This window comes from Pontixanthobacter luteolus (assembly GCF_009828095.1).
Classification (GTDB): Bacteria; Pseudomonadota; Alphaproteobacteria; order Sphingomonadales; family Sphingomonadaceae; genus Pontixanthobacter; species Pontixanthobacter luteolus.
The window spans coordinates 728322-748228 of record NZ_WTYP01000001.1 but is presented as its reverse complement, the minus strand read 5'-3'; the positions used below and the strand labels follow the sequence as shown (position 1 = coordinate 748228).

At 59.0% G+C, this 19907-nt stretch carries 19 protein-coding genes; 6 read left to right on the top strand and 13 right to left on the bottom strand.

Annotated elements, in window-relative coordinates; genetic code table 11:
• Positions 1-102 precede the first annotated feature (102 nt).
• The gene (locus tag GRI43_RS03590) at positions 103-1284 is read right to left on the bottom strand and encodes a Gfo/Idh/MocA family protein (protein WP_160729706.1); all 1182 of its coding nucleotides are present in this window, start codon (positions 1282-1284) and stop codon (positions 103-105) included.
• 220 nt (positions 1285-1504) lie between these two features.
• Here GRI43_RS03590 and GRI43_RS03585 point away from each other — a divergent pair, with 220 nt between their 5' ends.
• Both GRI43_RS03585 and GRI43_RS03580 read left to right on the top strand, forming a co-directional pair.
• On the top strand, positions 1505-2704 hold the full coding sequence (locus GRI43_RS03585; protein WP_160729705.1) for a DUF418 domain-containing protein: 1200 nt from the start codon (positions 1505-1507) through the stop codon (positions 2702-2704).
• A 281-nt stretch (positions 2705-2985) separates the two neighbouring features.
• Positions 2986-4068 carry a PA0069 family radical SAM protein gene (locus tag GRI43_RS03580; RefSeq protein WP_160729704.1) on the top strand — a complete coding sequence of 361 codons (1083 nt, stop codon included), beginning with the start codon at positions 2986-2988 and terminating at the stop codon, positions 4066-4068.
• Between the two features lie 39 nt (positions 4069-4107).
• Here the strand turns inward: GRI43_RS03580 and GRI43_RS03575 are convergent, their stop codons facing one another.
• Genes GRI43_RS03575 through GRI43_RS03565 form a run of 3 tightly spaced genes read right to left on the bottom strand, consistent with a single transcriptional unit; the run spans position 4108 to position 6701 of the window.
• On the bottom strand, positions 4108-4539 hold the full coding sequence (locus tag GRI43_RS03575; RefSeq protein ID WP_160729703.1) for a DUF1330 domain-containing protein: 432 nt from the start codon (positions 4537-4539) through the stop codon (positions 4108-4110).
• Between the two features lie 11 nt (positions 4540-4550).
• Positions 4551-5096 (bottom strand): pseudouridine synthase, encoded by a 546-nt coding sequence (locus GRI43_RS03570; protein ID WP_160729702.1) that lies wholly within the window; start codon positions 5094-5096, stop codon positions 4551-4553.
• 3 nt (positions 5097-5099) lie between these two features.
• On the bottom strand, positions 5100-6701 hold the full coding sequence (locus GRI43_RS03565; RefSeq protein WP_202391643.1) for a long-chain fatty acid--CoA ligase: 1602 nt from the start codon (positions 6699-6701) through the stop codon (positions 5100-5102).
• A 75-nt stretch (positions 6702-6776) separates the two neighbouring features.
• Here GRI43_RS03565 and GRI43_RS03560 point away from each other — a divergent pair, with 75 nt between their 5' ends.
• Positions 6777-7136: a hypothetical protein gene (locus GRI43_RS03560; protein ID WP_160729700.1), complete on the top strand. Its 360-nt coding sequence runs from the start codon at positions 6777-6779 to the stop codon at positions 7134-7136.
• Here the strand turns inward: GRI43_RS03560 and dnaE are convergent.
• From dnaE to GRI43_RS03525, 7 genes are all read right to left on the bottom strand, one after another.
• A complete protein-coding gene (gene dnaE, locus GRI43_RS03555; protein WP_160729699.1) occupies positions 7113-10586 on the bottom strand; it encodes a DNA polymerase III subunit alpha in 3474 nt (1157 codons plus the stop codon). The two genes, GRI43_RS03560 and dnaE, sit on opposite strands and share 24 nt — an antisense overlap.
• A 108-nt stretch (positions 10587-10694) precedes the next feature.
• Positions 10695-11030: a hypothetical protein gene (locus GRI43_RS03550; protein ID WP_160729698.1), complete on the bottom strand. Its 336-nt coding sequence runs from the start codon at positions 11028-11030 to the stop codon at positions 10695-10697.
• A gap of 48 nt (positions 11031-11078) precedes the next feature.
• A complete protein-coding gene (locus GRI43_RS03545) occupies positions 11079-11558 on the bottom strand; it encodes a glutathione peroxidase (RefSeq protein WP_160729697.1) in 480 nt (159 codons plus the stop codon).
• Positions 11555-12094 (bottom strand): hypothetical protein, encoded by a 540-nt coding sequence (locus GRI43_RS03540; protein WP_160729696.1) that lies wholly within the window; start codon positions 12092-12094, stop codon positions 11555-11557. Before GRI43_RS03540 ends, GRI43_RS03545 begins: the two co-directional genes overlap by 4 nt.
• Positions 12095-12185: 91 nt before the next feature.
• Positions 12186-12461 (bottom strand): hypothetical protein, encoded by a 276-nt coding sequence (locus GRI43_RS03535; RefSeq protein ID WP_160729695.1) that lies wholly within the window; start codon positions 12459-12461, stop codon positions 12186-12188.
• A 49-nt stretch (positions 12462-12510) separates the two neighbouring features.
• On the bottom strand, positions 12511-13185 hold the full coding sequence (locus tag GRI43_RS03530; RefSeq protein WP_160729694.1) for an ABC transporter ATP-binding protein: 675 nt from the start codon (positions 13183-13185) through the stop codon (positions 12511-12513).
• Positions 13178-14419 (bottom strand): lipoprotein-releasing ABC transporter permease subunit, encoded by a 1242-nt coding sequence (locus GRI43_RS03525; protein WP_160730617.1) that lies wholly within the window; start codon positions 14417-14419, stop codon positions 13178-13180. Before GRI43_RS03525 ends, GRI43_RS03530 begins: the two co-directional genes overlap by 8 nt.
• Positions 14420-14634: 215 nt before the next feature.
• Between GRI43_RS03525 and purF the strand changes: the two genes are divergently transcribed.
• The 3 genes from purF (at position 14635) to GRI43_RS03510 (ending at position 17282) form a co-directional block, all read left to right on the top strand.
• Positions 14635-16104 (top strand): amidophosphoribosyltransferase, encoded by a 1470-nt coding sequence (gene purF, locus GRI43_RS03520; RefSeq protein ID WP_160729693.1) that lies wholly within the window; start codon positions 14635-14637, stop codon positions 16102-16104.
• The gene (locus GRI43_RS03515; protein ID WP_160729692.1) at positions 16101-16823 is read left to right on the top strand and encodes an SDR family NAD(P)-dependent oxidoreductase; all 723 of its coding nucleotides are present in this window, start codon (positions 16101-16103) and stop codon (positions 16821-16823) included. The genes purF and GRI43_RS03515 overlap by 4 nt, the downstream gene beginning before the upstream one ends.
• 108 nt (positions 16824-16931) lie before the next feature.
• Entirely contained in the window at positions 16932-17282 is a 351-nt protein-coding gene (locus GRI43_RS03510; RefSeq protein ID WP_202391582.1) for a PilZ domain-containing protein, read from the top strand.
• Between the two features lie 92 nt (positions 17283-17374).
• Here the strand turns inward: GRI43_RS03510 and GRI43_RS03505 are convergent, their stop codons facing one another.
• Both GRI43_RS03505 and GRI43_RS03500 read right to left on the bottom strand, forming a co-directional pair.
• Positions 17375-18580, bottom strand: coding sequence for a serine hydrolase domain-containing protein (locus GRI43_RS03505; RefSeq protein WP_160729691.1), 1206 nt, complete (start codon positions 18578-18580; stop codon positions 17375-17377).
• A gap of 24 nt (positions 18581-18604) precedes the next feature.
• Positions 18605-19861 carry an SAM-dependent methyltransferase gene (locus GRI43_RS03500; RefSeq protein WP_160729690.1) on the bottom strand — a complete coding sequence of 419 codons (1257 nt, stop codon included), beginning with the start codon at positions 19859-19861 and terminating at the stop codon, positions 18605-18607.
• Between the last annotated feature and the right edge of the window lie 46 nt (positions 19862-19907).

The following is a 19907-nucleotide window of genomic DNA, read 5'->3' as shown; positions in this document are numbered from 1 at the left end:
GGTCGTGGAAGGGAGATAGAGCATGTGCGATTTCTCGCCCCAAGATACCGCTATACCGCCCTATTGCCGTCACAGAAATTGCATCTGATGCCTGACTGCACTTTATCCGCCCTGAAGTACCGGACGCGGCCCATTGACGAGTTTGCTTGCCTTGGCCTGAGCGGTGAGCACCAGTTCGGCGGCAAGCAGGGCCTGAGCCTGATTTTGAGCGTCCTGTGTCCGCTCAACCACGTCCGAAACGAATTGCGGGCCGAACGGGAGCGGCACATTGCTGCAATCGATGTAGCTTGTGCCCTTGCGGTCAGCCAGCAAGAGGTGATCGCCACCCGGGCGGCCCTGAATGTCGACGTACTTGCGCAGTTCAATGTAACCTTCGGTGCCCAGGATGAACAAGCGCCCGTCGCCCCACGTCGGCAGGCCGTCAGGCGTGAACCAGTCAACCCTGACATAGCCGGTCCCACCATTGCCGCTCAGTGTCATATCCCCGAAATCCTGGAAATTGGGATGGTCGGGAGTGTCCAGATTGCCGACTTGCGACGCCACGACGTGCGCTTCGGTGGAGCCGGTGTAGAACAGGAATTGATCGGCCTGATGGCTGCCGATGTCGGTCAGGATGCCGCCATAATTTCCCACATCCCAGAACCATTCGGGCCGGTTGGGCGCGCTCATTCGGTGTGGGGCGATGTTGATTGTCTGGATCACCCGCCCGATCGCACCGGCACGAACCAGTTCCCCCGCCTTGACCGCAGCGCGCACTTCAAGCCGTTCCGAGTACATGATGGCAAACTTGCGCCCGGTCGCAGCGATCGTACGGCGCACTTCGGCCAGCTGGGCAAGGCTGGTGATCCCCGGTTTGTCCGAAAGAAAGTCTTTTCCCGCGCGCATCACACGAATGCCAAGCGGCGCGCGAAGCTGGGGAATAGAAGCGCTGGCCACGAGCTGCACGCTCTCGTCGTCGAGAACCTCGGCTTCAGTGCGTGCAACTTTCACGTCGCCATAGCGGGCGAGATAGCGCGCCAATTGCCGCGAGTCGCTCGTATGCACCGCGACAAGCGTGCCGCCGCCGCGGATCAGCGCGTCTGTCATCGAGTAGATATGCGGATGGTCGAGCCCAATAACAGCGAACCGCAGCCGGTGTCTCGCGCTGGGTTCGGGCCCTGATGGCGCGGTATTGGCGGAAACCCCATTTCTCTGCCCGGTCGATTGTGCGCGTACCGCACCTGCCACACCTGCTCCGACCATTCCCAGGCCGCCCAGCATCAGGCGGCGATTGATCTTGTCCATACGATTGCTCCTTGGAGGGCAGGTAAAGATGTTTCCGCCATGCATTAAATCTCCCACAATTCGGTGACTATCAGAAATTGGGCCGGGGCGGACGATTTGCTCTAGCAACTTAAGGCAATCAATGCGGACGCAGTTTTCCGGAGCCTCACATTGACAAACAAGACTACGCAGTTCCTATTCCATCCGGGTCGCGCCGAACATCCGAGGTGGGGGAATTTCAATGAACGGCGCAAGCAACGCACATGTTCGGCCTGAACGCATTGAGTTTGTCGATGCCCTTCGAGGCTTCGCCTTGTTCGGCTTACTCATGGTGCACGCGGCTGAAGCATATAGTGTCGGCCTTTCGCGAGGGACTGACGATCCGTGGGGGCAGGCCATTTTCTTCCTTTTCGGGAGCAAGGCTTTCGCGATATTCGCGTTGCTTTTCGGGTTCAGCTTCGCAACAATCATGGGCAACCAGCGCGGACGCGGCGTCGATTTCACCGGCCGTTTCGCGTGGCGATTGCTGCTTCTCATGGCAATCGGCTTCATTCACTCGCTGCTGTATGCGTCTGAGATACTCCGGTTGCTCGCCTTTCTTGGTCTTCTGCTCATTCCGCTGGACAGAGTTCGCAGCAACTTCGCACTGCTGGTCATTGCAGTCCTGTTTTTCTTGCAAATCCCGCTGCTTATCCAGTGGATGCTGGCCAATTGGGGCAATGCCTTTGCCGGGTCAGAGCCCTATTTTGCTAACTCCTACCTATGGGATACCCTCAGGACCGGCAGCTTGGGAGAAATCATTAAGGCGAATGCGACAGAGGGTAACCTCGTGAAGTGGTCGATAAACTGGTCGTTTGGCAGGGTAAGCGAGATTGCCGGACTGTTTGCCGTTGGCGTCGTCATTCAGCGGACAGGTTTCTTTGCCCGCATCGCGAAGGACCGCGCGATCGCCCTTGGACTGCTTCTGATTGGCGGCACCATCTTCGCGATCCTCGACTTCATCGTGAAGCCGATGGTGCCTGGATCACCATCAGGCGCAGAGTTTGCGATCGGATCCTTTACCGAGCGCGCAATCCTCTTCCAGTGGATAGGGATCAGCGCCATAACGGCGCAGATCGGACTTCTGGCGCTCCTGTGGAATTCTCCAATGCAGTCGATTGTTGGCCTGTTCAGGGGGCCCGGCCGGATGACACTCACGCTTTATGTCGCGCATTCCTTTGTCGCCGTTCCCATCCTCTATCAGTTCGGTCTGGGAATGGCCGAGGTGTGGGACACGCAAACGCGAATCGTGCTCGCCATCGTCTTCTTCGGTTTGCAGATCTTGTTCGCGCATTGGTGGTATACCCAATTCCGCTACGGGCCGCTGGAATGGACCTGGCGCGCGGCAACGCTCAACGACTGGAACGTGCCGCTGCGCAAGAATGTTCAGCCAGCAGTTTAGCCCTGCAACGCGGTCATCTTAAGGAGGCAACGCAAACTGCGGCCGATCTTGGCAATCAAAGTGACGGGAGCTCATGGCTGATCTTGGGTCGTTTGCAGTCATAACAGTCTGAGTGCGATAGCGTCTGCTTTCTCCGTGTTTAATTCCAAAACTGGACAGTCGCAAAACCACCCCATCACTGGCCAATCGCTGATTTTGAGCAAATGCCTGAGAGCGGACATTCGACCGCGCTTTGACTGATCCAGATCGACAACCCGCTTTGTTCTCTGTATGTTCCAGTAATGGAATACACCAAAGGCAGAGGTGCGCAATCGGCGCTCGTCCCGCAGCGGTTCGGTCTGGCACAGCGCGAAACCGACGGTGACTGGCGCGACGCGGTGGAGACGCTCGACGGGCCGCCGGTAAAGCTGCGCACCACCGTGACCGAGGAATTTCCCAAGACGATCCTCAGCTTCAACAGTTCGCCCGACATTCCCTTCGACCGGTCGATCAACGCCTATCGCGGCTGCGAGCACGGCTGCGTGTATTGCTTTGCCCGCCCTACCCACGCCTATCACGACCTGTCGCCGGGTCTGGATTTCGAAACCAGACTGTTTGCCAAACCCGATGCGGCCAGGCTGCTAAGGGAAACTTTGGCAAAGCCCAGATACAAGCCGCAATGGATCGCGATGGGGACTAACACCGATCCCTACCAACCGATCGAAAACAGGTACCGGATCACACGGGAGGTGCTGGAAATCTGCCTCGACGCGCGGCATCCGGTGACGATCACGACCAAAAGCGACCGAGTGTTGCGCGATCTGGACATTCTGGCCGAAATGGCGCGGCACAAGCTGGTGGCAGTGTCGATTTCGGTGACCTCTCTTGACCCGAAACTGTCCGGCCTGCTGGAACCTCGCGCGGCGGCCCCCATGAAACGGCTGGCGGCCCTCGGCACGCTTGAACAGGCGGGCGTGCCAACCCATTGTTCGGTAAGCCCGGTCATCCCGGCAATCACCGACGAATTCATGGAAAGCATCATCGAACGCGCAGGATCGCTGGGTGTCCAGTCGGCCGGCTGGATACCGCTGCGTTTGCCGCACGAGGTCGCTCCGCTGTTCCGCGAATGGCTCGGTGTGCATTACCCCGACCGCGCGGGCAAAGTGATGAGCATCGTCCGCTCGATCCGCTCCAAGAACGGCGCAGGCCGCGATAACGATCCCGAATTCTTTACCCGGATGAAACCCAGCGGCGTATGGGCTGACCTGCTACGCACCCGCTTTCGCATTGCCTGCAAGAAGGCTGGCATCAGCGGCGCCAAACTGGAACTGGACTGCTCCGCTTTCAGACGGCCGGAAACCGGCGGACAGATGCGGTTGCTTTGAGGGTTGCGGTTACGCGTTACTGCGAAGCGACTTCACTCGTCACCCGAACCCCTCACCCGCTGTGCCTGGTTTGAAGCGGATCAGGCGGCTGTCGACGAGTGCCGCCGTGCGGTTTGCTACCGCCAGCTGATATTCCGGGTCCTTGATCATTTCGAAGAAGGCGGCGCTGTTGGGGTAGCGCGCAACAAATCCGTCGTGCCATTCACGGCTTTCAGGGCCTGTCACCATCGCCTGAAATGTGCCCCGCCAGACGATGCTGCCGCCGACCCGGCGAAATATCGGACCGCTGGTCTTGCCATATTCCTCATAAGCACGGCGGCCCGACCAGCCTTTCCCCGCATGTTCGTGACCTTCAGGATATTCCGCCTTTTCGCGAAACAGCAGCAGGTTGAGCATTTCGATCGGCTCATCCCGCGCCAGTTCCTTGAATGCCTGAAAGCCGGTTTTGGTGGGGTCGATGTAATGTGCCATGTCGGGTCTCCTCAAACCTGCAATTCACGCCATTCGCCGGGGGCGAGACCCTCGACGGTCCATTCGCGAACGCTCCAACGGACAAGACGCAGCGTAGGCAATCCTGCAGCCGCTGTCATCCGCCGGACCTGGCGGTTCCTGCCTTCCGAGATGGTCAGCGATATCCAGCTGTCGGGGACATTCTTGCGCACCCGGATTGGCGGGTCGCGGTCCCACAGAATTGGCGGATCAATCCGCTCCACCTTTGCCGGCTTTGTCATCCCGTCTTTCAGCATGACCCCGCTTCGCAGAGCCGCAAGAGCCGCCTCGTCAGGCTCCCCCTCCACCTGCGCGAGATAGGTTTTTTCCACCCGGTATCGCGGCTCTGCGATACGTGCCTGCAGCCGCCCGTCATCAGTCAGCAGCAGCAACCCTTCGCTCTCCTTGTCCAGCCGCCCCGCCGGATACACGTCCGGCACATCGACCAGATGCGCCAGCGTGTCATCCACGCCATCCTTGCCGCCGGTGAACTGCGAAAGCACACCGAACGGCTTGTTCAACAGGATAAGCTTACTCACGCGTCAAGCGTCGGCCAGTTTGTAATCGCTGAAGCGGTCACGCAGGTCTTTCTTGCTGATCTTGCCGGTTGCGGTGTGCGGGATATCGTCCACGAATTCGATCGCATCGGGCATCCACCATTTGGCGATCTGCCCCTCCAGATGCCCGAGGATGTCGTCGGCCGAAACGTCAGAGCCGCTATTGCGGACCACGAACAGCACTGGCCGTTCATCCCATTTCGGATGCGGCATACCGATACAGGCGGCCTCGGCAACGTCGGGATGGCCAACGGCGGCGTTTTCAAGCTCGACCGAGCTGATCCATTCACCGCCGGACTTGATCACGTCCTTGGTGCGGTCGGTCAGTTGCAGCGTTCCGTCCGGATGGATGATGCCCACATCGCCGGTGTCGAACCAGCCCTCAGGGCTCGCCGCGTCTTCTTCCGCCTTATAATAGCGCTTTACAACCCACGGGCCGCGAATTTGCAGCGCACCAGAAGTCTTCCCGTCGCGCGGCAATTCGGTGGTCGTGTCGTCCAGATCCACCGTACGCAGTTCCACGCCGAAAATCGGGCGGCCCTGCATCGCGGTCTTGTCGACCTTCTCGTCGAAAGTCAGCTGGTCCCAATCATGCGTCGGGCCGCCAACCGTACCGATCGGGCTGGTCTCGGTCATCCCCCATGCATGCTGCACGCGGGTGCCGTTCTTCATCAGCCGTTCGATCATGAAGCGCGGACAGGCAGAACCGCCAATCGTGGCCGCTTTCAATTTTGGCAGATCGATCCCCTGCGCATCGCAATACTGGAAATGGGCCAGCCACACGGTCGGCACACCGGCGCTGTCGGTCACCCCTTCGCGTTCCATCAATTCATGCAGCACAGCCGGATCGTTTACGGCAGAGAACACGAATTTGATCCCTGCCATTGCGCCGGCATAGGGCAGACCCCAGCTGGCCGCGTGGAACATCGGCACGACCGGCAGCATCACCGAAGACGCGCTGAAATTGAAGGTCGAGGGTTGCAGGCCTGCGAGTGCGTGAAGGGTTGTCGAGCGGTGTTCATACTGCACACCCTTGGGGTTGCCGGTTGTCCCGCTGGTGTAACAGATCATGCACGGGTCGCGTTCATCACCCATGACCCATTGGAAATCGCCGTCCTGCTCTGCGATCCAGTCTTCAAAAGCCGGGGCATGTTCACCTGAATCAAAGCAGATGTAATGTTCGACGGTGGTCCAGCGATCCTTCATCCGGTCGACAATGGGCTGGAACGCTGCATCGTAGATCAGCACTTTATCTTCGGCGTGATTGACGATGTATTCCAGCTGGTCGTCGAACAAACGCGGATTTACCGTGTGCAGCACGCCGCCCATTCCGGCGACGCCGTACCAGCTGACCAGGTGGCGCGAATGGTTCATCGCCATGCTGGCGACCTTGTCACCCTTTTGCAGGCCGAGCGCTTGCAGCGCCTGCGCCATCTTCAACGCATCGGTGCGGACAGCGGACCAGTTCGTTCGCGTCTCGCTGCCATCTGCCCAACGCGACACGATTTCGCGGTCCCCTGCCTCACGCGCAGCGTGATCGATCACGTGTGTGATCCGCATGGTCCAGTCCTGCATGGCTCCCAACATAAGCATCCTCTCCAAATATGTTTGTGCCTTCATGCCCGCGCTTGCCAGTCAAGGCAATCGGTCTAAAGCCGCTCAATGGAATTGATAAACGAGTTGAAAATCTGGCTGGTCGACTGGACCGGCCTCGCCAAGGATGCGCTGCACATTTATGTTGCGGTTGGCGTGTTCCTGGCTGGTTGCGCACTCTTTGGCTGGAAAGCATGGCAATTGCGCCCGCTCTTGCTGGTCTTGGCCGTCGCTATCGCGGGCGAATTTGCCGACATCGCATACAACCTGACATACGAAGGCTATGCGTTTCTCCGCAGCAGCGTTCACGACATCTGGAACACGATGCTGGTGCCCTGCATCATTTTCCTGTTTGCGAAATTTTCCGTGGTTTTTGCGCGGCCAGCGCCCGGCATGACAGAAAAATCAGGCGACCAGCCGGAGGTGTGAGGCACCGCGCCGCGTCGTCAGTTCGACCTGATCGATCCCTTCGATCAGCGCCACGCGTTCAGCCAGTTCACCGTCCAGTGCATAATCACGCCCCAAACGCATCAGCGGTTCATTCTCGGTGCCGGTTTTCAGCCTGATCAGCACTTCGCCGTGGCCCGGCGTCCCCGCTGTCAGTTCCAGTTTCAGATCATGCAGCGCCGAGGCATCAAGCAGGTCGAGCCGCAGCAACATGCGCGACCCGCCCTTGATTTCTTCCAGAGGACGTCCGCCGCGCACGGTTACCCGTGGCGGTTCATCGGGGCTCGGCGAATCGAGTTCCACGTTCAGCAGAATGCAGGTGCTTTCCGCGGCCCATTTCTGGAAATTCTCAACCAGCGATTCTTCGAAACAGGCGGCGCTAAACTGCCCGGTGGAATCGGAAAAATCAGCGCGGATAAAATCCTTGCCGCGGCGCGTTTTGCCCTTGTTCACGCTCTCAACCATCGCAGCCATCACCGCCTGCTGACGTCCGCCCGGCGGCGCGCCCGATTCCATCAGGCTTTGATAGGTGCGTGCGCCGTTTGCAGAGGCAATGGTCCAGTATTGCTGCACCGGATGGGCGCTGAAATAGAACCCGAAATTTTCGCGTTCGCGCGCCATGCGCTCAGGGCGAGACCATTCAGGCGCATCTTTCAGCCGCAGCGTATCGGAAGATGCATCTTCACCGGCGAACAGCCCTCCCTGCCCGCTCTCGCGTTCGCGTGTTGCTGCCTCGGCGGTTGCGAGCAACAACTCGACATTTTCGAACAGCATACCCCGGTTCGGCTCCAGCCGGTCGAGCGCGCCGGCGCAAATCAGACCTTCCAACTGCCGCCGGTTCATCGAGCCAGGCGGTAGGCGTTCAAACAGGTCTTTCAGATTGTCGAACCAGCCATTCGCACTGCGTTCCGCAACGATGGACTCCATCGCTTTTTCACCGACATTGCGGATCCCTGCGAGGGCATAGCGCACAGCGTAACCATCATCTGTGCGTTCAACCGTAAATTCAGCGACGGAGCGGTTCATGTCCGGCGGTGCGACTTCGATCCCGTGCCTGCGGGCATCGTCAACAAACAGGGCCAGTTTTTCCGACTGGTGCATGTCGAAGCACATCGATGCGGCGTAGAATTCCTCGGGATAATGCGCCTTCAGCCACGCTGTCTGGTAAGCGAGCAAGGCGTAAGCCGCAGCATGTGATTTGTTGAAACCATAGCCTGCAAACTTGTCGATCAAGTCGAACAGTTCGTTGGCCTTGGCTTTCTCGATACCGGACACTTCCTTGCACCCATCGACGAAGCGCACGCGTTGGGCGTCCATTTCCGCTTGGACCTTCTTGCCCATTGCACGGCGCAAAAGGTCTGCATCGCCAAGCGAGTATCCGGCCAGGATCTGCGCGGCCTGCATGACCTGTTCCTGATACACGAAGATGCCATATGTTTCCGCCAAAATGCCTTCGAGCTTTTCGTGCGGATATTCGATCGGGACATCGCCAGCCTTGCGTTTGCCGAACAGCGGGATGTTATCCATCGGACCCGGGCGGTACAGCGAGACGAGCGCGATAATGTCTTCGAACTTGGTCGGTTTCACCGCGGTCAGCGTTCGCCGCATCCCTTCGGATTCCAGCTGGAACACGCCGACCGTATTACCCGCCTTAAGCAGGTCGAAAACCGCCGGATCATCCCACGCCAGCAAGCCCAGATCGACCTCGATCCCGCGTTTCTCGAGCAGGTCTGTCGCCTTGCGCAGAACCGACAGCGTTTTCAGACCGAGAAAGTCGAATTTCACCAGGCCGCTGCTTTCGACATGCTTCATGTCGAACTGTGTCACCGGCATATCTGATCGCGGATCGCGGTATAGCGGTACCAGCTGCGCCAGCGGGCGGTCGCCAATCACGACTCCTGCCGCGTGGGTCGAACTGTTGCGCGGGAAACCTTCCAGCTGCATCGCCAGATCGACCAGCCGCTTCACTTCGTTGTCATTGTCGTATTCGCGCTTGAAATCAGCAGCGCCGTTCAGCGCACGCGGCAAGGTCCACGGATCGGTCGGATGGTTCGGCACCATCTTGCACAGACGGTCCACCTGTCCGTAGCTCATCTGCAAAATCCGCCCGCAATCGCGCAGCACGGCACGCGCCTTCAGCTTACCGAAGGTGATGATCTGCGCGACATGATCCTGGCCGTATTTGTTCTGCACATAACGGATCACTTCGCCGCGCCGCGTTTCGCAAAAATCGATATCGAAGTCGGGCATGGAAACGCGTTCCGGGTTGAGGAAACGTTCGAACAGCAGCCCCAGCCTTATCGGGTCGAGATCGGTGATGGTCAGCACCCACGCGACCAGCGAACCCGCACCGGAACCACGACCCGGCCCCACCGGAATTCCATTATCCTTGGCCCATTTGATAAAGTCGGCAACGATCAGGAAATATCCGGGAAAACCCATCTTGACGATGATGTCGACTTCGAAATCCAGCCGGTCTTCATAAACCTTGCGTTCTTCGGCCGACATTTCCCCATAGGGTTCAAGCCGCATTTCGAGACCCTTGCGCGCGTCTTCCGCCAGCTTCGCAGCCTCCCCCTCCAGATCGCCTGCAAGGCTGGGCAAAATCGGATCTCGATTGGGCGGCGCATAGGCGCAGCGGCGGGCAATCGTCAGCGTATTGGCGGTCGCCTCAGGAAGGTCTGCGAACAGCTCCTCCATCATCTTCGCCGATTTGACAAATGCCTCGCGGTTGGATCGCGGCCGCTCCTCCGCATCGATCTGCGTGGACGCGGCGATGCATAGCATGGCGTCATGCGCAGAAAAGACATGCGGTTCAGCGAAGAATGCAGGGTTGGTCGCCACCAGCGGCAAATCGCGCTGATAGGCAAGCTCTATCAGGGCATCTTCAGCCGCATCCTGCACCGGGTTATTCTTCCGCGCGAGTTCGACATAAAGATGGTCCGGGAACAGCTTTTGCAGCCGGTCGAGCATTGCCTCGCCATGTTCCTGCTGCCCCTCGCCCAGCAAACGTGAGACCGCACCCTCGGCTGCACCGGTGAGCGCAATCAGACCGCCAGTGTGCCCTTCAATATCGCTCAGGCGGACGTGTGGTTCATGCTCGAGCGGGCGATCCAGGTGAGCCTTGCTGACCAGATGGCAAAGGTTGTCATAACCCGTCTCATCCTGCGCAAACAGCGGCAGGTAATCGACCTGCTTGCCTTCCGCGTCGCGGGCGACGCCCAGCAGCGTTCCGATGATGGGCTGGATACCTTCATCGAAGCACGCCTTGGCAAACATGACTGCGCCGTACAGCCCGTTGCGGTCGCAAATTGCGATTGCGGGAAACCCTCGTTCCTTAGCCAGTTTCGCAATCTGCTTCGGATCGATCGCCGCCTCCAGCATGGAGTAGGACGATAAAATCCGCAGGGGAACGAAGGGAGCAAATGGCATCCCTGCAAAGTAAGATTTTATGCGCGATTCGGAAGGGCTGGCAGCCCCGTTTTCTCCACAGAGTTTTACCCGTGTGCAGCCACCGGGATGCGGGCAGCCAGAATTCGGTCAGCCAGCCTCGGATTTTGCAGCAGCGATTTTCTTGCGCGTGTCGCGGATCGTCGACCACGCGCCGTACACCACCAGCGCGGCAAGGAATATCCATACCCATACGGGGATATTGCGCCCTGCAATCGCCAGATAGAGATATGCAGACACGAAACAGAAGCCCGCGCATAGCGTGGGAACGACGGTTGAGCGATGCGCCTTTGCGCGGCGGATCAGCCACGCAATCGAAAGGAGGAAGAACGGAATCGCGCCAACGTAGATCGCGCCGAAAATATACGGATTCACGCCGTATTCGGCGCCAAGAGAAAGAAACCACTGATTGATAGCGACGAGCATGAGCCCTCCTGCAATTTGCCCGGTAATACGGGCCAGCCGATTGAAAGGTTACAGGAGCTTGGCGATATCCTTGTCGATTTTTGCCGGCGCGTCTTGCGGCGCATAACGGCGGACGACATTGCCCTCGCGGTCGATCAGGAACTTCGTGAAATTCCATTTGATGGTCTTGCTGCCCATTAACCCGGGCGCTTCCGATTTCATCCAGTCGAATAGCGGACTGGCTTTGTCACCGTTAACCTCGACCTTTTGCATCAGAGGGAAAGTTACTCCGAAATTGACCTTGCAAAACTGGTCGATTTCCTCGGCATTGCCCGGTTCCTGACCGCCGAACTGGTTGCACGGGAACCCGAGCACTTCGAAACCCTGATCAGCGTATTTCTTGTGGAGTTCCTCAAGCCCGTCATACTGTGGGGTGAACCCGCATTTGCTTGCGGTGTTGACCACGAGCAGAACCTTGCCCTGCTTGTCGGAAAGGTCGAGGTCGCTGCCGTCGGACTTCTTGACCTGAAAATCGCCAATTTTTGTCATTCGGATGTTTCCTGTCCGCCCCGCTGTCGGGGCCTGTAAATAAAGTCGAAACTGGCCGACCAGGTCAGCCCGTGATCGGTCGAACCTTCACCAAACTGCCGCACGCTTCCGTCGTCATTGGCAGTATATGTCATGCGGATCAATTGATGCGGCGTTTGCGGGCTTGGCCAGTTTCCTGTCAGCACCATCTTGCCGCCGGTTACACCGCCAATGAATTCAACAGCGCCGCCGCCCGAACCGACCCATTTCTGATGCCATTGTCCGGACGCCGGATCGTAGTGGTTCAGGCTCGATCCTGTGCGCCCGTTGGCAGGCATCCAGTTTTCTATCACGGCGCAGCCATTATGCGTGCGCTCTATTCGGCTTTGCCCGACCATGCTGTCAGAGCCGGTCGGATAGACATCCCAGGTTCCGACCCAGAAATCGAACCCGCCATGCTCCTCGCTGGCGCAGGGCGGCGGCGGAGATGGCGGGTTTGTATTCGCAGCGGGCGGCGCTGATTGCAGCAGAACAGCGGTGAGTATCGATGTAATCATGGCATTCCCCTCCTGCCCCTCTTAGTCCACGAACTAGCGGAACGGGCAAGCGGGAAACTACCAACGCTTGAACTGCGCCGACAGGCTGCGGTCAGGCGGGAAAGTCATCCCGCTTTGACAGCCCTTCAATCTCGCCGGCACTGAATTCGCGGTCGCCAGCCTTTTCGATCACGTATTTTTCACGATCTTCCGCCGGCATGGCCATCACTTGCGAGATCAATTCTGCAAACGTCCCGCTACGCAGGCGCTTCATGCTGTCGAGCACACCGTCACCGTCATCCTTAAGGTGCAAAGATGCGCGGTCGTCCCAGTCGATCTTGCCGACGTTTTCAGGGTCGGCGCGGTAAGTGGATGGATGGTCTGTCATGGAAATACTCCTTCATCAGACCAACGAACAAAACCCTGTTCAGGTCCGGCTATTCCAATTTTCCGTCGTGCAGGCGCAAAACGCGGTCCATTCGGCCAGCAAGCCGCTCGTTATGCGTGGCGACAATTGCTGCACTGCCCTGCCCGCGAACCAGCGCGAGAAATTCATCGAACACCTTGTCGGCAGTCGCTTCGTCCAGATTGCCAGTGGGTTCATCTGCCAGCACCAGCTGCGGGCTGTTGGCCAGCGCGCGCGCAACCGCGACACGCTGCTGTTCCCCGCCTGATAGCTGGCTGGGCCGGTGGTCGAGCCGGTGGCCAAGACCCAATGCGGTCAGCAATTCGCGTGCCCGCGTCTCGCATTCCGCCTGAGGTTTGCCGAGGACCAGCTGCGGCAGGATTACGTTCTCCTCCGCGCTGAAATCGGGCAGCAAGTGATGGAACTGGTAAACGAAGCCCAGATGATTGCGGCGAACCTCTGTCCGGCCATCTGACGGCAGAGCGCTGGCATCGATACCCGCAATTTCGATCTTGCCGCCAAAACCGCCTTCGAGCAGCCCGACCGCCTGCAGCATTGTCGACTTGCCTGATCCAGACGGGCCGAGCAGCGCAACGATCTCGCCCGGCTCAATGGTCAGATCGACCCCGCGCAGAACATCGATCCGCACACCGCCCTGTTCAAAGGACCGTGTCAGGCCGGTAAGTTTCACGACCGAGTTACTCATAACGAAGCACCTGTACGGGATCAGTGCCGGATGCCTTCAGCGCCGGATACAGCGTCGCGAGGAAACTTAGGCCCATTGCCAGCAGGCAGATCCCGATCACTTCGGCGGGATCGACCCGCGCGGGCAATTCGGTGAGGAACCTGACAGATGGGTCCCACAGTGTGGCGCCGGTCATCGCCTGTATGCCGCCCGAAATACCCTGCCTGAAATACAGGATCAAAAAGCCAAGGGCCAGGCCGCTAAGCGTGCCGAATGCCCCGATAACCGTGCCGGTCGTGACAAATATCTTCAGGATATTGCGGCGCGTCGCGCCCATGGTTCGCAGGATCGCGATATCGCGTGTCTTGGCGCGCACCAGCATGACGAGCGAGGAAAGGATATTGAACGCCGCCACCACGACAATCATCGACAGCGCGAAGAACATTGCGACCCGTTCCACCTCAAGCGCTTCGAAAATGCTTGAATTGATTGTCCGCCAGTCATTGATGACCGCCCGTCCCTGCAGCCTCGGCTCCAGCGGGGCAAGAATACGCCCGACATCCTCCGCATCCGTGGTTTCGACTTCGATCAGACCGATGGAATCGCCGGTCAGCAGCAATGTCTGCGCATCCTTGATCGGCATGATCACGAATACCTGATCGAAATCGTAAACCCCGGTTTCGATCAACGCAGCAACTTCATAACCGACCTGGCGGGGCACTGTCCCGAACGGGGTTGCCCTACCCTGCGGATTGAGCACAGTCACCGTATCACCAATTCGCGCGCCCAAATTCATTGCGAGGCGCGAACCGATCGCGACCTTGCCGGATTCGGGTGCGATCGCCGACAGATTGCCCTGCACCAGATTTTCACCCAGCTTCGCGATATCCTGCTGCGTATTCCCTCGCACATTCACCGCTTCGACTCGTCCGTTGAAGGTCATCAGCAGAGGCTGCTCGATCAGCGGGGATGCACTGACAACGCCGGGCGTATCGCGAACCTCTTCCAAGATTTCTTCCCAGTCCTGCAGCCGCCCGCCGTAGGCCTGGATGATCGCATGGCCGTTCAGGCTGACAAAACGGTCGAGCAATTCGCCTCTGAAACCGTTCATCACGCTCATCACCACAACCAGCAATGCGACGCTGAGCATGACCACGCCCACGCTGATACCGGCGACGAGGGCAATAAAGCCTTCCCCTTTGCCCGGCATCATATAGCGCCGCGTGATAGTCCATTCGAATGGTGAGAGGAGCAAGGTGCTGAGCTTTTCCCGTTGATCGTTGCGCGGATGTTTAGGGTGGCTTTCCTGTCGCTGCAATGAAATCCCTTCATTAAACCGGGACTTCACAGGTTCAGGTCAACAGAGCCGGTGTATTCGGGCCTTGTAATCAGCCCGTAACATCGCCATTGAGCGCCCCGTGATGCGCGATACTCGGCGCATGTTTCGAACACGCATCGGGCGGTCACCAAATGAACCTTACTCACCCGTTTCTGGACGACGACGGCGACAAACTTCGCGAGGAGTGCGGCGTTTTCGGCGCAATCAACGCGTCAGACGCCTCGACAGTCACCGCGCTTGGCCTCCATGCCTTGCAGCACCGCGGACAGGAAGCCGCCGGGATTTCCAGCTTCGACGGCAACAGCTTCTTCACCGTGCGCGGCATTGGCCATGTGGCGGAGAATTTCTCGACCGCAGAGGCGCTGTCGCAGCTTCCCGGCTTCATGGCCGCAGGTCACGTGCGTTATTCCACGACCGGCGGCTCGGGCCTGCGCAACATCCAGCCGCTTTATGCGGATCTGGCCAGTGGCGGTTTTGCCGTTGCCCATAACGGCAACATTTCCAACGCGCAGACACTGCGCGACGATCTGGTCCGCCGCGGCGCTATTTTCCAGTCGACCTCCGACACCGAAGTGATCATCCACCTGGTGGCGACCAGCCGCTACCCCTCGATGATTGAGCGCCTGATTGACGCGCTGCGCCTTGTCGAAGGTGCATATTCGCTGATCGTGATGACCCCCGAGGGGATGATTGCCTGCCGCGATCCGCTGGGCATCAGGCCGCTGGTCATGGGCAAGATGGGCGATAACATCCTGTTCGCCAGCGAAAGCGTCGCGTTTGACGTGACCGGCGCTGAATTTGTTCGTCAGGTCGAACCGGGCGAGATGATTCACGTCGATTTCGACGGGGAAATCAAGTCAATCCGCCCGTTTGGCGATCACCCGGCCCGCCCCTGCATCTTTGAACACGTGTATTTCAGCCGGCCCGATTCCATTTTCGATGGCCGTTCGGTCTATTCGGCTCGCAAGGCGATTGGCGAACAGCTTGCGATCGAAAGCCCTTGCGACGTCGATCTGGTGGTACCGGTACCAGACAGCGGCGTTCCGGCGGCAATCGGATATGCCCAGCAATCGGGCATACCGTTTGAACTCGGCATCATCCGCTCGCACTATGTCGGGCGCACATTCATTCAGCCATCCGACGGTGCCCGCCATTCCGGCGTCAGGCGCAAGCACAACGCCAATCGCGGCCTCGTTGAAGGCAAGCGGATTGTGCTGATCGACGATTCGATCGTGCGCGGCACCACCTCGATGAAGATCGTCGAAATGATGCGCGATGCCGGCGCCAGCGAAGTGCATTTCCGCGTCGCCAGCCCGCCAACGGCGCACAGCTGCTTCTACGGCGTCGATACGCCGGAACGTTCAAAATTGCTGGCCGCGCGCATGGATGTTGAACCCATGCGCAGCTTCATCAAGGCAGACAGCCTGGCATTTGTTTCCATTGATGGGCTGTACCGCGCTGTCGGGGAAAAACCGCGCAATTCAGCTTGCCCGCAATATTGCGATGCCTGTTTCACCGGCGATTACCCGACCCCGCTGACCGATCTGAACGCACGCGATCAGGAAGATGCGCAGCTGAGCTTCGACAAGGTTTCGGTATGACATCTGGCAAGCCATTCGAAGGCAAGTTGGCGCTGGTCACCGGCTCCAGCCGCGGGATCGGTGCAGAAGCGGCAAAGGCGCTGGCAAAGGCTGGCGCGCACGTAATCCTGACCGGGCGCGATGTAAAAGCGCTCGAAGCGGTCGAGGACGAGATTCACGACCTTGGCGGCAGTTCGACGATTGCGCCGGTCGACCTGACCGAAGCTGACGGGATCGTACGGTTGGCCTCTGCCATTTCAGGGCGGTGGGACAAGCTGGACTTCCTCGTGATTTCGGCAGCTTACCTGCCGACGCTCACACCGGTTACACAAATCGACCAGAAGCAATTCAGCCAGGCCATTACGGTAAACGTGCTGGCAACGCAGGCTTTGCTGGCCAGTTTCGATCCGATGCTGAAACGTGCCGATGCCGGTCGCGTTATCGGCCTGACCAGCAGTGTCGGGTCGGATGCGCGGGCATATTGGGCGGCCTATGGCTCGACCAAGGCAGCCTTCGAATCGCTGCTCGACAGCTATGCCCAGGAAGTCGAGAAAATCGGCAATGTGCGCGTCGCGATCGTCGATCCGGGCGCGACTCGCACCGGAATGCGGGCCAAGGCATATCCCGGCGAAGACCCGAAAACGGTCAAGTCACCGACCGTGGTCGGCGACCGCATTGTGCAGATGCTGCTCGATGATTTCGCAACCCGCCACCGCGAACGGGTGGTAAATCCCTCTTAACCTTTCTGCATAACCTGCGCGTAACCAGCTTAAGCCACTTTGTGCAAAGCCTGACCGGAGATCCGCCGGTAAGGTTTGAACAAGTCCTCAAGTCGCAAGGGTACCCGAATGTTGGTAGAGAGCCACGACAGCTACGAAATGGCAGCGCAGGAAGATCGCTGCGCGCCGCGCACCAAGATGATCATCCCGGCACAGCTGCGTGCATCAGGGGGGCGCGCGTTTCAAACCGTGGTCCACGATCTGTCGATTTCCGGTTTTTCAGCCGCAGCAATCAGCAGGATGCATCCGGGTCAGGTGTGCTGGATATCCCTCCCCGGCCTCGAATCGCTTCAGGCAGAGGTCGTTTGGTGGGACAATTCGATCGTCGGCTGCGCATTCATGGAACTGCTCAGCCCGATCGTGCACGATAACATCCTGCAGCGTTACAGCCCGTCCACGGTGTATCGCAGCACGCTGTAAGCAATCACAATCAAACGTCCGCAGCTTTGCCCAAGGTGCGGAACACGGAAGCGAGCCGGTCACCCGGGCGGCTCGCTTCTCATGTTTTCAGGTCAATTGGCGGCAATCGGTTCGGGCGCAGGGGTCAGCGCCTGCTGAACCGCTTTGTAAAACCGCTCACGTTCTGCCCCGACGCCGTCGTAATCGGTCGCCGTGGGCCAGTTGCTGTTCGATGCAATCACGAGTTTGCGGGCAGGATCAATGAAGATGCCCTGGCCGAAGATGCCCTGCGCCGCGAACGAGCCGTCATCATTGGTCCACCACTGATAGCCGTAGCCACGGCCCGGCGCGCCGATATCAGCCTGCTTGGTTGTCGCCGCTGGCAGCCAGTCATCGGGCACGACTTTATTGCCATCCGCAATCGCGCCGCCGAGGATGAACAGACCGAAACGCCCGAAATCACGAGTTGATGCCTGAATGCAGCAGCCGCTGATTTCATGGCCCGTTGATCCCAGAAGCCAGGTCGCATCCTGTTCCATCCCGAACGGCTTCCAGACCTTCTCGGACAGATATTCGGCCAGCGGTTTACCCGTGGCTTCGCTGACGAGAACTCCGATCAGATTGGTCTCTCCGGTCTTGTAGACCCATTTCTCGCCCGCCGGTGCCTCGCGCGGCAGCTTGCGCATATAGCTGACCGTAGCATCGAGACCGTCTTCAGCCTTGTGTTCATTGAACAGGGCCACGTCCGATTTCGGATCGGTATAGTCTTCGTTCCATCGCACACCGGATGTCATGGTAAGCAGCTGACGGATGGTCACGTCGTCATATGCCGATCCTTCCAGGCCCTTGATGTAGGCACTGACCTTGTCGTCCAGGCTCTTGATCGCACCATCTTTCACCGCTGCACCAACCATGGTCGAGGTCAGGCTCTTGGCGACGGAGAAACTGGTCCATTTGCCTTCGGGCCCGAAATCCAGACCATATTTTTCCATCACCACCTTGCCGTCATGAATAATGACGAGGCCGGACGTGCGCTGGTTTTCCATATAGGCATCGACATCGAAATCGAGATCGATCGGATCGCCTTTGGGCAGCGGATAGACAGTGTCGCCGGCCTCGATCACTCTGGCTTCTGACAACACCGGTATCGCATCCAGCGCACGGAATGCGGCATCGCGTTCATCGACCGACCAGAACAGGACATTCCTGTCGGTCGGCATGTTTGCCAGAACGCTGCGCGTATCCTTGTCGAGCGAAAGCCAGAAGCCCCCGGCGCCGATTGCCAGCACCGCCAGCAGCCCGATAATCCATTTCTTCATTGCCTGTTCCTCCCCAAAGCCGGCTTATTTCTTTATCAGCGTAACCTGGCTCACATCGATGCCGCCACCGCGAAAGCCCCCTTCGCAGTACATCAGATAGTACCGCCACAGCCGTGTGAACCGTTCGTCAAACCCGGCGGGCAAGCGACCTTCCCTGGCTGCAAGGTCGAAACGTTCGCGCCAGATTTTCAGCGTTTCAGCGTAATCCAGACCGAAATCTTTCTGATCGCGCCATTCGAGGCCGCGCTCGCTTGCGAGCCGCTGAAACTCGCTGTTGCGGATCAGCAGCCCGCCGGGGAAAATATAGGCCTGAATGAAATCGGCGCTGGCGGCGTAGGCATCGAACAGTTCATCGTTCATCGTGATGTACTGGATCGCCGCCCTGCCGCCCGGTTTCAGATTGCGCGCGATACAGTCGAAGAAACTGGGCCAGTATTCGCGGCCCACCGCCTCCACCATCTCAACGCTGACAATCGCATCGACCTGCTCAGCGGTATCGCGGTAATCCTGCTTGCGAAATTCGATCGCGGGATTTTGATGCGTGCGCGCCCATGCCAGCTGTTCGTCCGACAAGCTGATCGCGGTGACATTCGCACCCTGACCGGCAAAATGATCGGCCAGCGCACCCCAGCCGCACCCGATTTCCAGCAGCGTTTCCGGATTGCCAAGCCGCGCGGAAAGCGCATCCCATTTGTGCCGCTGTGCCGCCTCCAGATCGCCATCTGCGGCGAAGATTGCCGAGGAATAGCTCATCGTCGGGTCCAGCCATTCGGCGTAGAAATCATTGCCGAGGTCGTAATGCGCATGGATGTTGCGCTGCGAACCTTCCTTGCTGTTCCGGTTCAGCCAGTGGGTGAACGATGCTGCCCAGCGAAACGGACCCTTTGCGCGGCCGGTTTCACCCAGCGACACCGCATTCTGGTTGAAAATCGCGAAAATCGCGACGGGGTCTGCGCTTTCCCATTCGCCTGCATCCCAGCCCTGATACCAGCCAATCGAACCGTTGGTGGCCAGCCGGATCAGCGCCCGCCAATCATGCAGCGTAATTTCCGCATCAATTCCCGGCGCACGTCCGCCAAGCACGCGCGTGGTGCCATCGGGCAGTTTGCCGGTGATCGATCCTGTCACCAGCCCGCGGTCGATCCGGTCGATAATCTTGTGAAAGCCGGGGGCGATCAGGCGGCTTAACAGGCCCGGTTTGCGTTCAAAACGCGAACCGCCTTTGATGAGCTCGCGCCCTCTGCCGATACCCTGCGGTCTTCCGATATCCTGCGAAGTCATGCACGCCCTATGCCGCGCTGCCGATGCAGGGGCAAGAGCCGCCCCC

What these genes read in the sequence shown, in the direction of transcription:
- GRI43_RS03545 (WP_160729697.1), bottom strand. Translation starts at nt 11,558, where the DNA reads ATGACAAAAATTGGCGATTTTCAGGTCAAGAAGTCCGACGGCAGCGAC.
- GRI43_RS03565 (WP_202391643.1), bottom strand. Translation starts at nt 6,701, where the DNA reads ATGTTGGGAGCCATGCAGGACTGGACCATGCGGATCACACACGTGATC.
- GRI43_RS03580 (WP_160729704.1), top strand. Translation starts at nt 2,986, where the DNA reads ATGGAATACACCAAAGGCAGAGGTGCGCAATCGGCGCTCGTCCCGCAG.
- dnaE (WP_160729699.1), bottom strand. Translation starts at nt 10,586, where the DNA reads ATGCCATTTGCTCCCTTCGTTCCCCTGCGGATTTTATCGTCCTACTCC.
- GRI43_RS03575 (WP_160729703.1), bottom strand. Translation starts at nt 4,539, where the DNA reads ATGGCACATTACATCGACCCCACCAAAACCGGCTTTCAGGCATTCAAG.
- GRI43_RS03505 (WP_160729691.1), bottom strand. Translation starts at nt 18,580, where the DNA reads ATGAAGAAATGGATTATCGGGCTGCTGGCGGTGCTGGCAATCGGCGCC.
- GRI43_RS03540 (WP_160729696.1), bottom strand. Translation starts at nt 12,094, where the DNA reads ATGATTACATCGATACTCACCGCTGTTCTGCTGCAATCAGCGCCGCCC.
- GRI43_RS03510 (WP_202391582.1), top strand. Translation starts at nt 16,932, where the DNA reads ATGTTGGTAGAGAGCCACGACAGCTACGAAATGGCAGCGCAGGAAGAT.
- GRI43_RS03500 (WP_160729690.1), bottom strand. Translation starts at nt 19,861, where the DNA reads ATGACTTCGCAGGATATCGGAAGACCGCAGGGTATCGGCAGAGGGCGC.
- GRI43_RS03550 (WP_160729698.1), bottom strand. Translation starts at nt 11,030, where the DNA reads ATGCTCGTCGCTATCAATCAGTGGTTTCTTTCTCTTGGCGCCGAATAC.
- GRI43_RS03560 (WP_160729700.1), top strand. Translation starts at nt 6,777, where the DNA reads ATGGAATTGATAAACGAGTTGAAAATCTGGCTGGTCGACTGGACCGGC.
- GRI43_RS03585 (WP_160729705.1), top strand. Translation starts at nt 1,505, where the DNA reads ATGAACGGCGCAAGCAACGCACATGTTCGGCCTGAACGCATTGAGTTT.
- GRI43_RS03530 (WP_160729694.1), bottom strand. Translation starts at nt 13,185, where the DNA reads ATGAGTAACTCGGTCGTGAAACTTACCGGCCTGACACGGTCCTTTGAA.
- GRI43_RS03590 (WP_160729706.1), bottom strand. Translation starts at nt 1,284, where the DNA reads ATGGACAAGATCAATCGCCGCCTGATGCTGGGCGGCCTGGGAATGGTC.
- GRI43_RS03535 (WP_160729695.1), bottom strand. Translation starts at nt 12,461, where the DNA reads ATGACAGACCATCCATCCACTTACCGCGCCGACCCTGAAAACGTCGGC.
- purF (WP_160729693.1), top strand. Translation starts at nt 14,635, where the DNA reads ATGAACCTTACTCACCCGTTTCTGGACGACGACGGCGACAAACTTCGC.
- GRI43_RS03515 (WP_160729692.1), top strand. Translation starts at nt 16,101, where the DNA reads ATGACATCTGGCAAGCCATTCGAAGGCAAGTTGGCGCTGGTCACCGGC.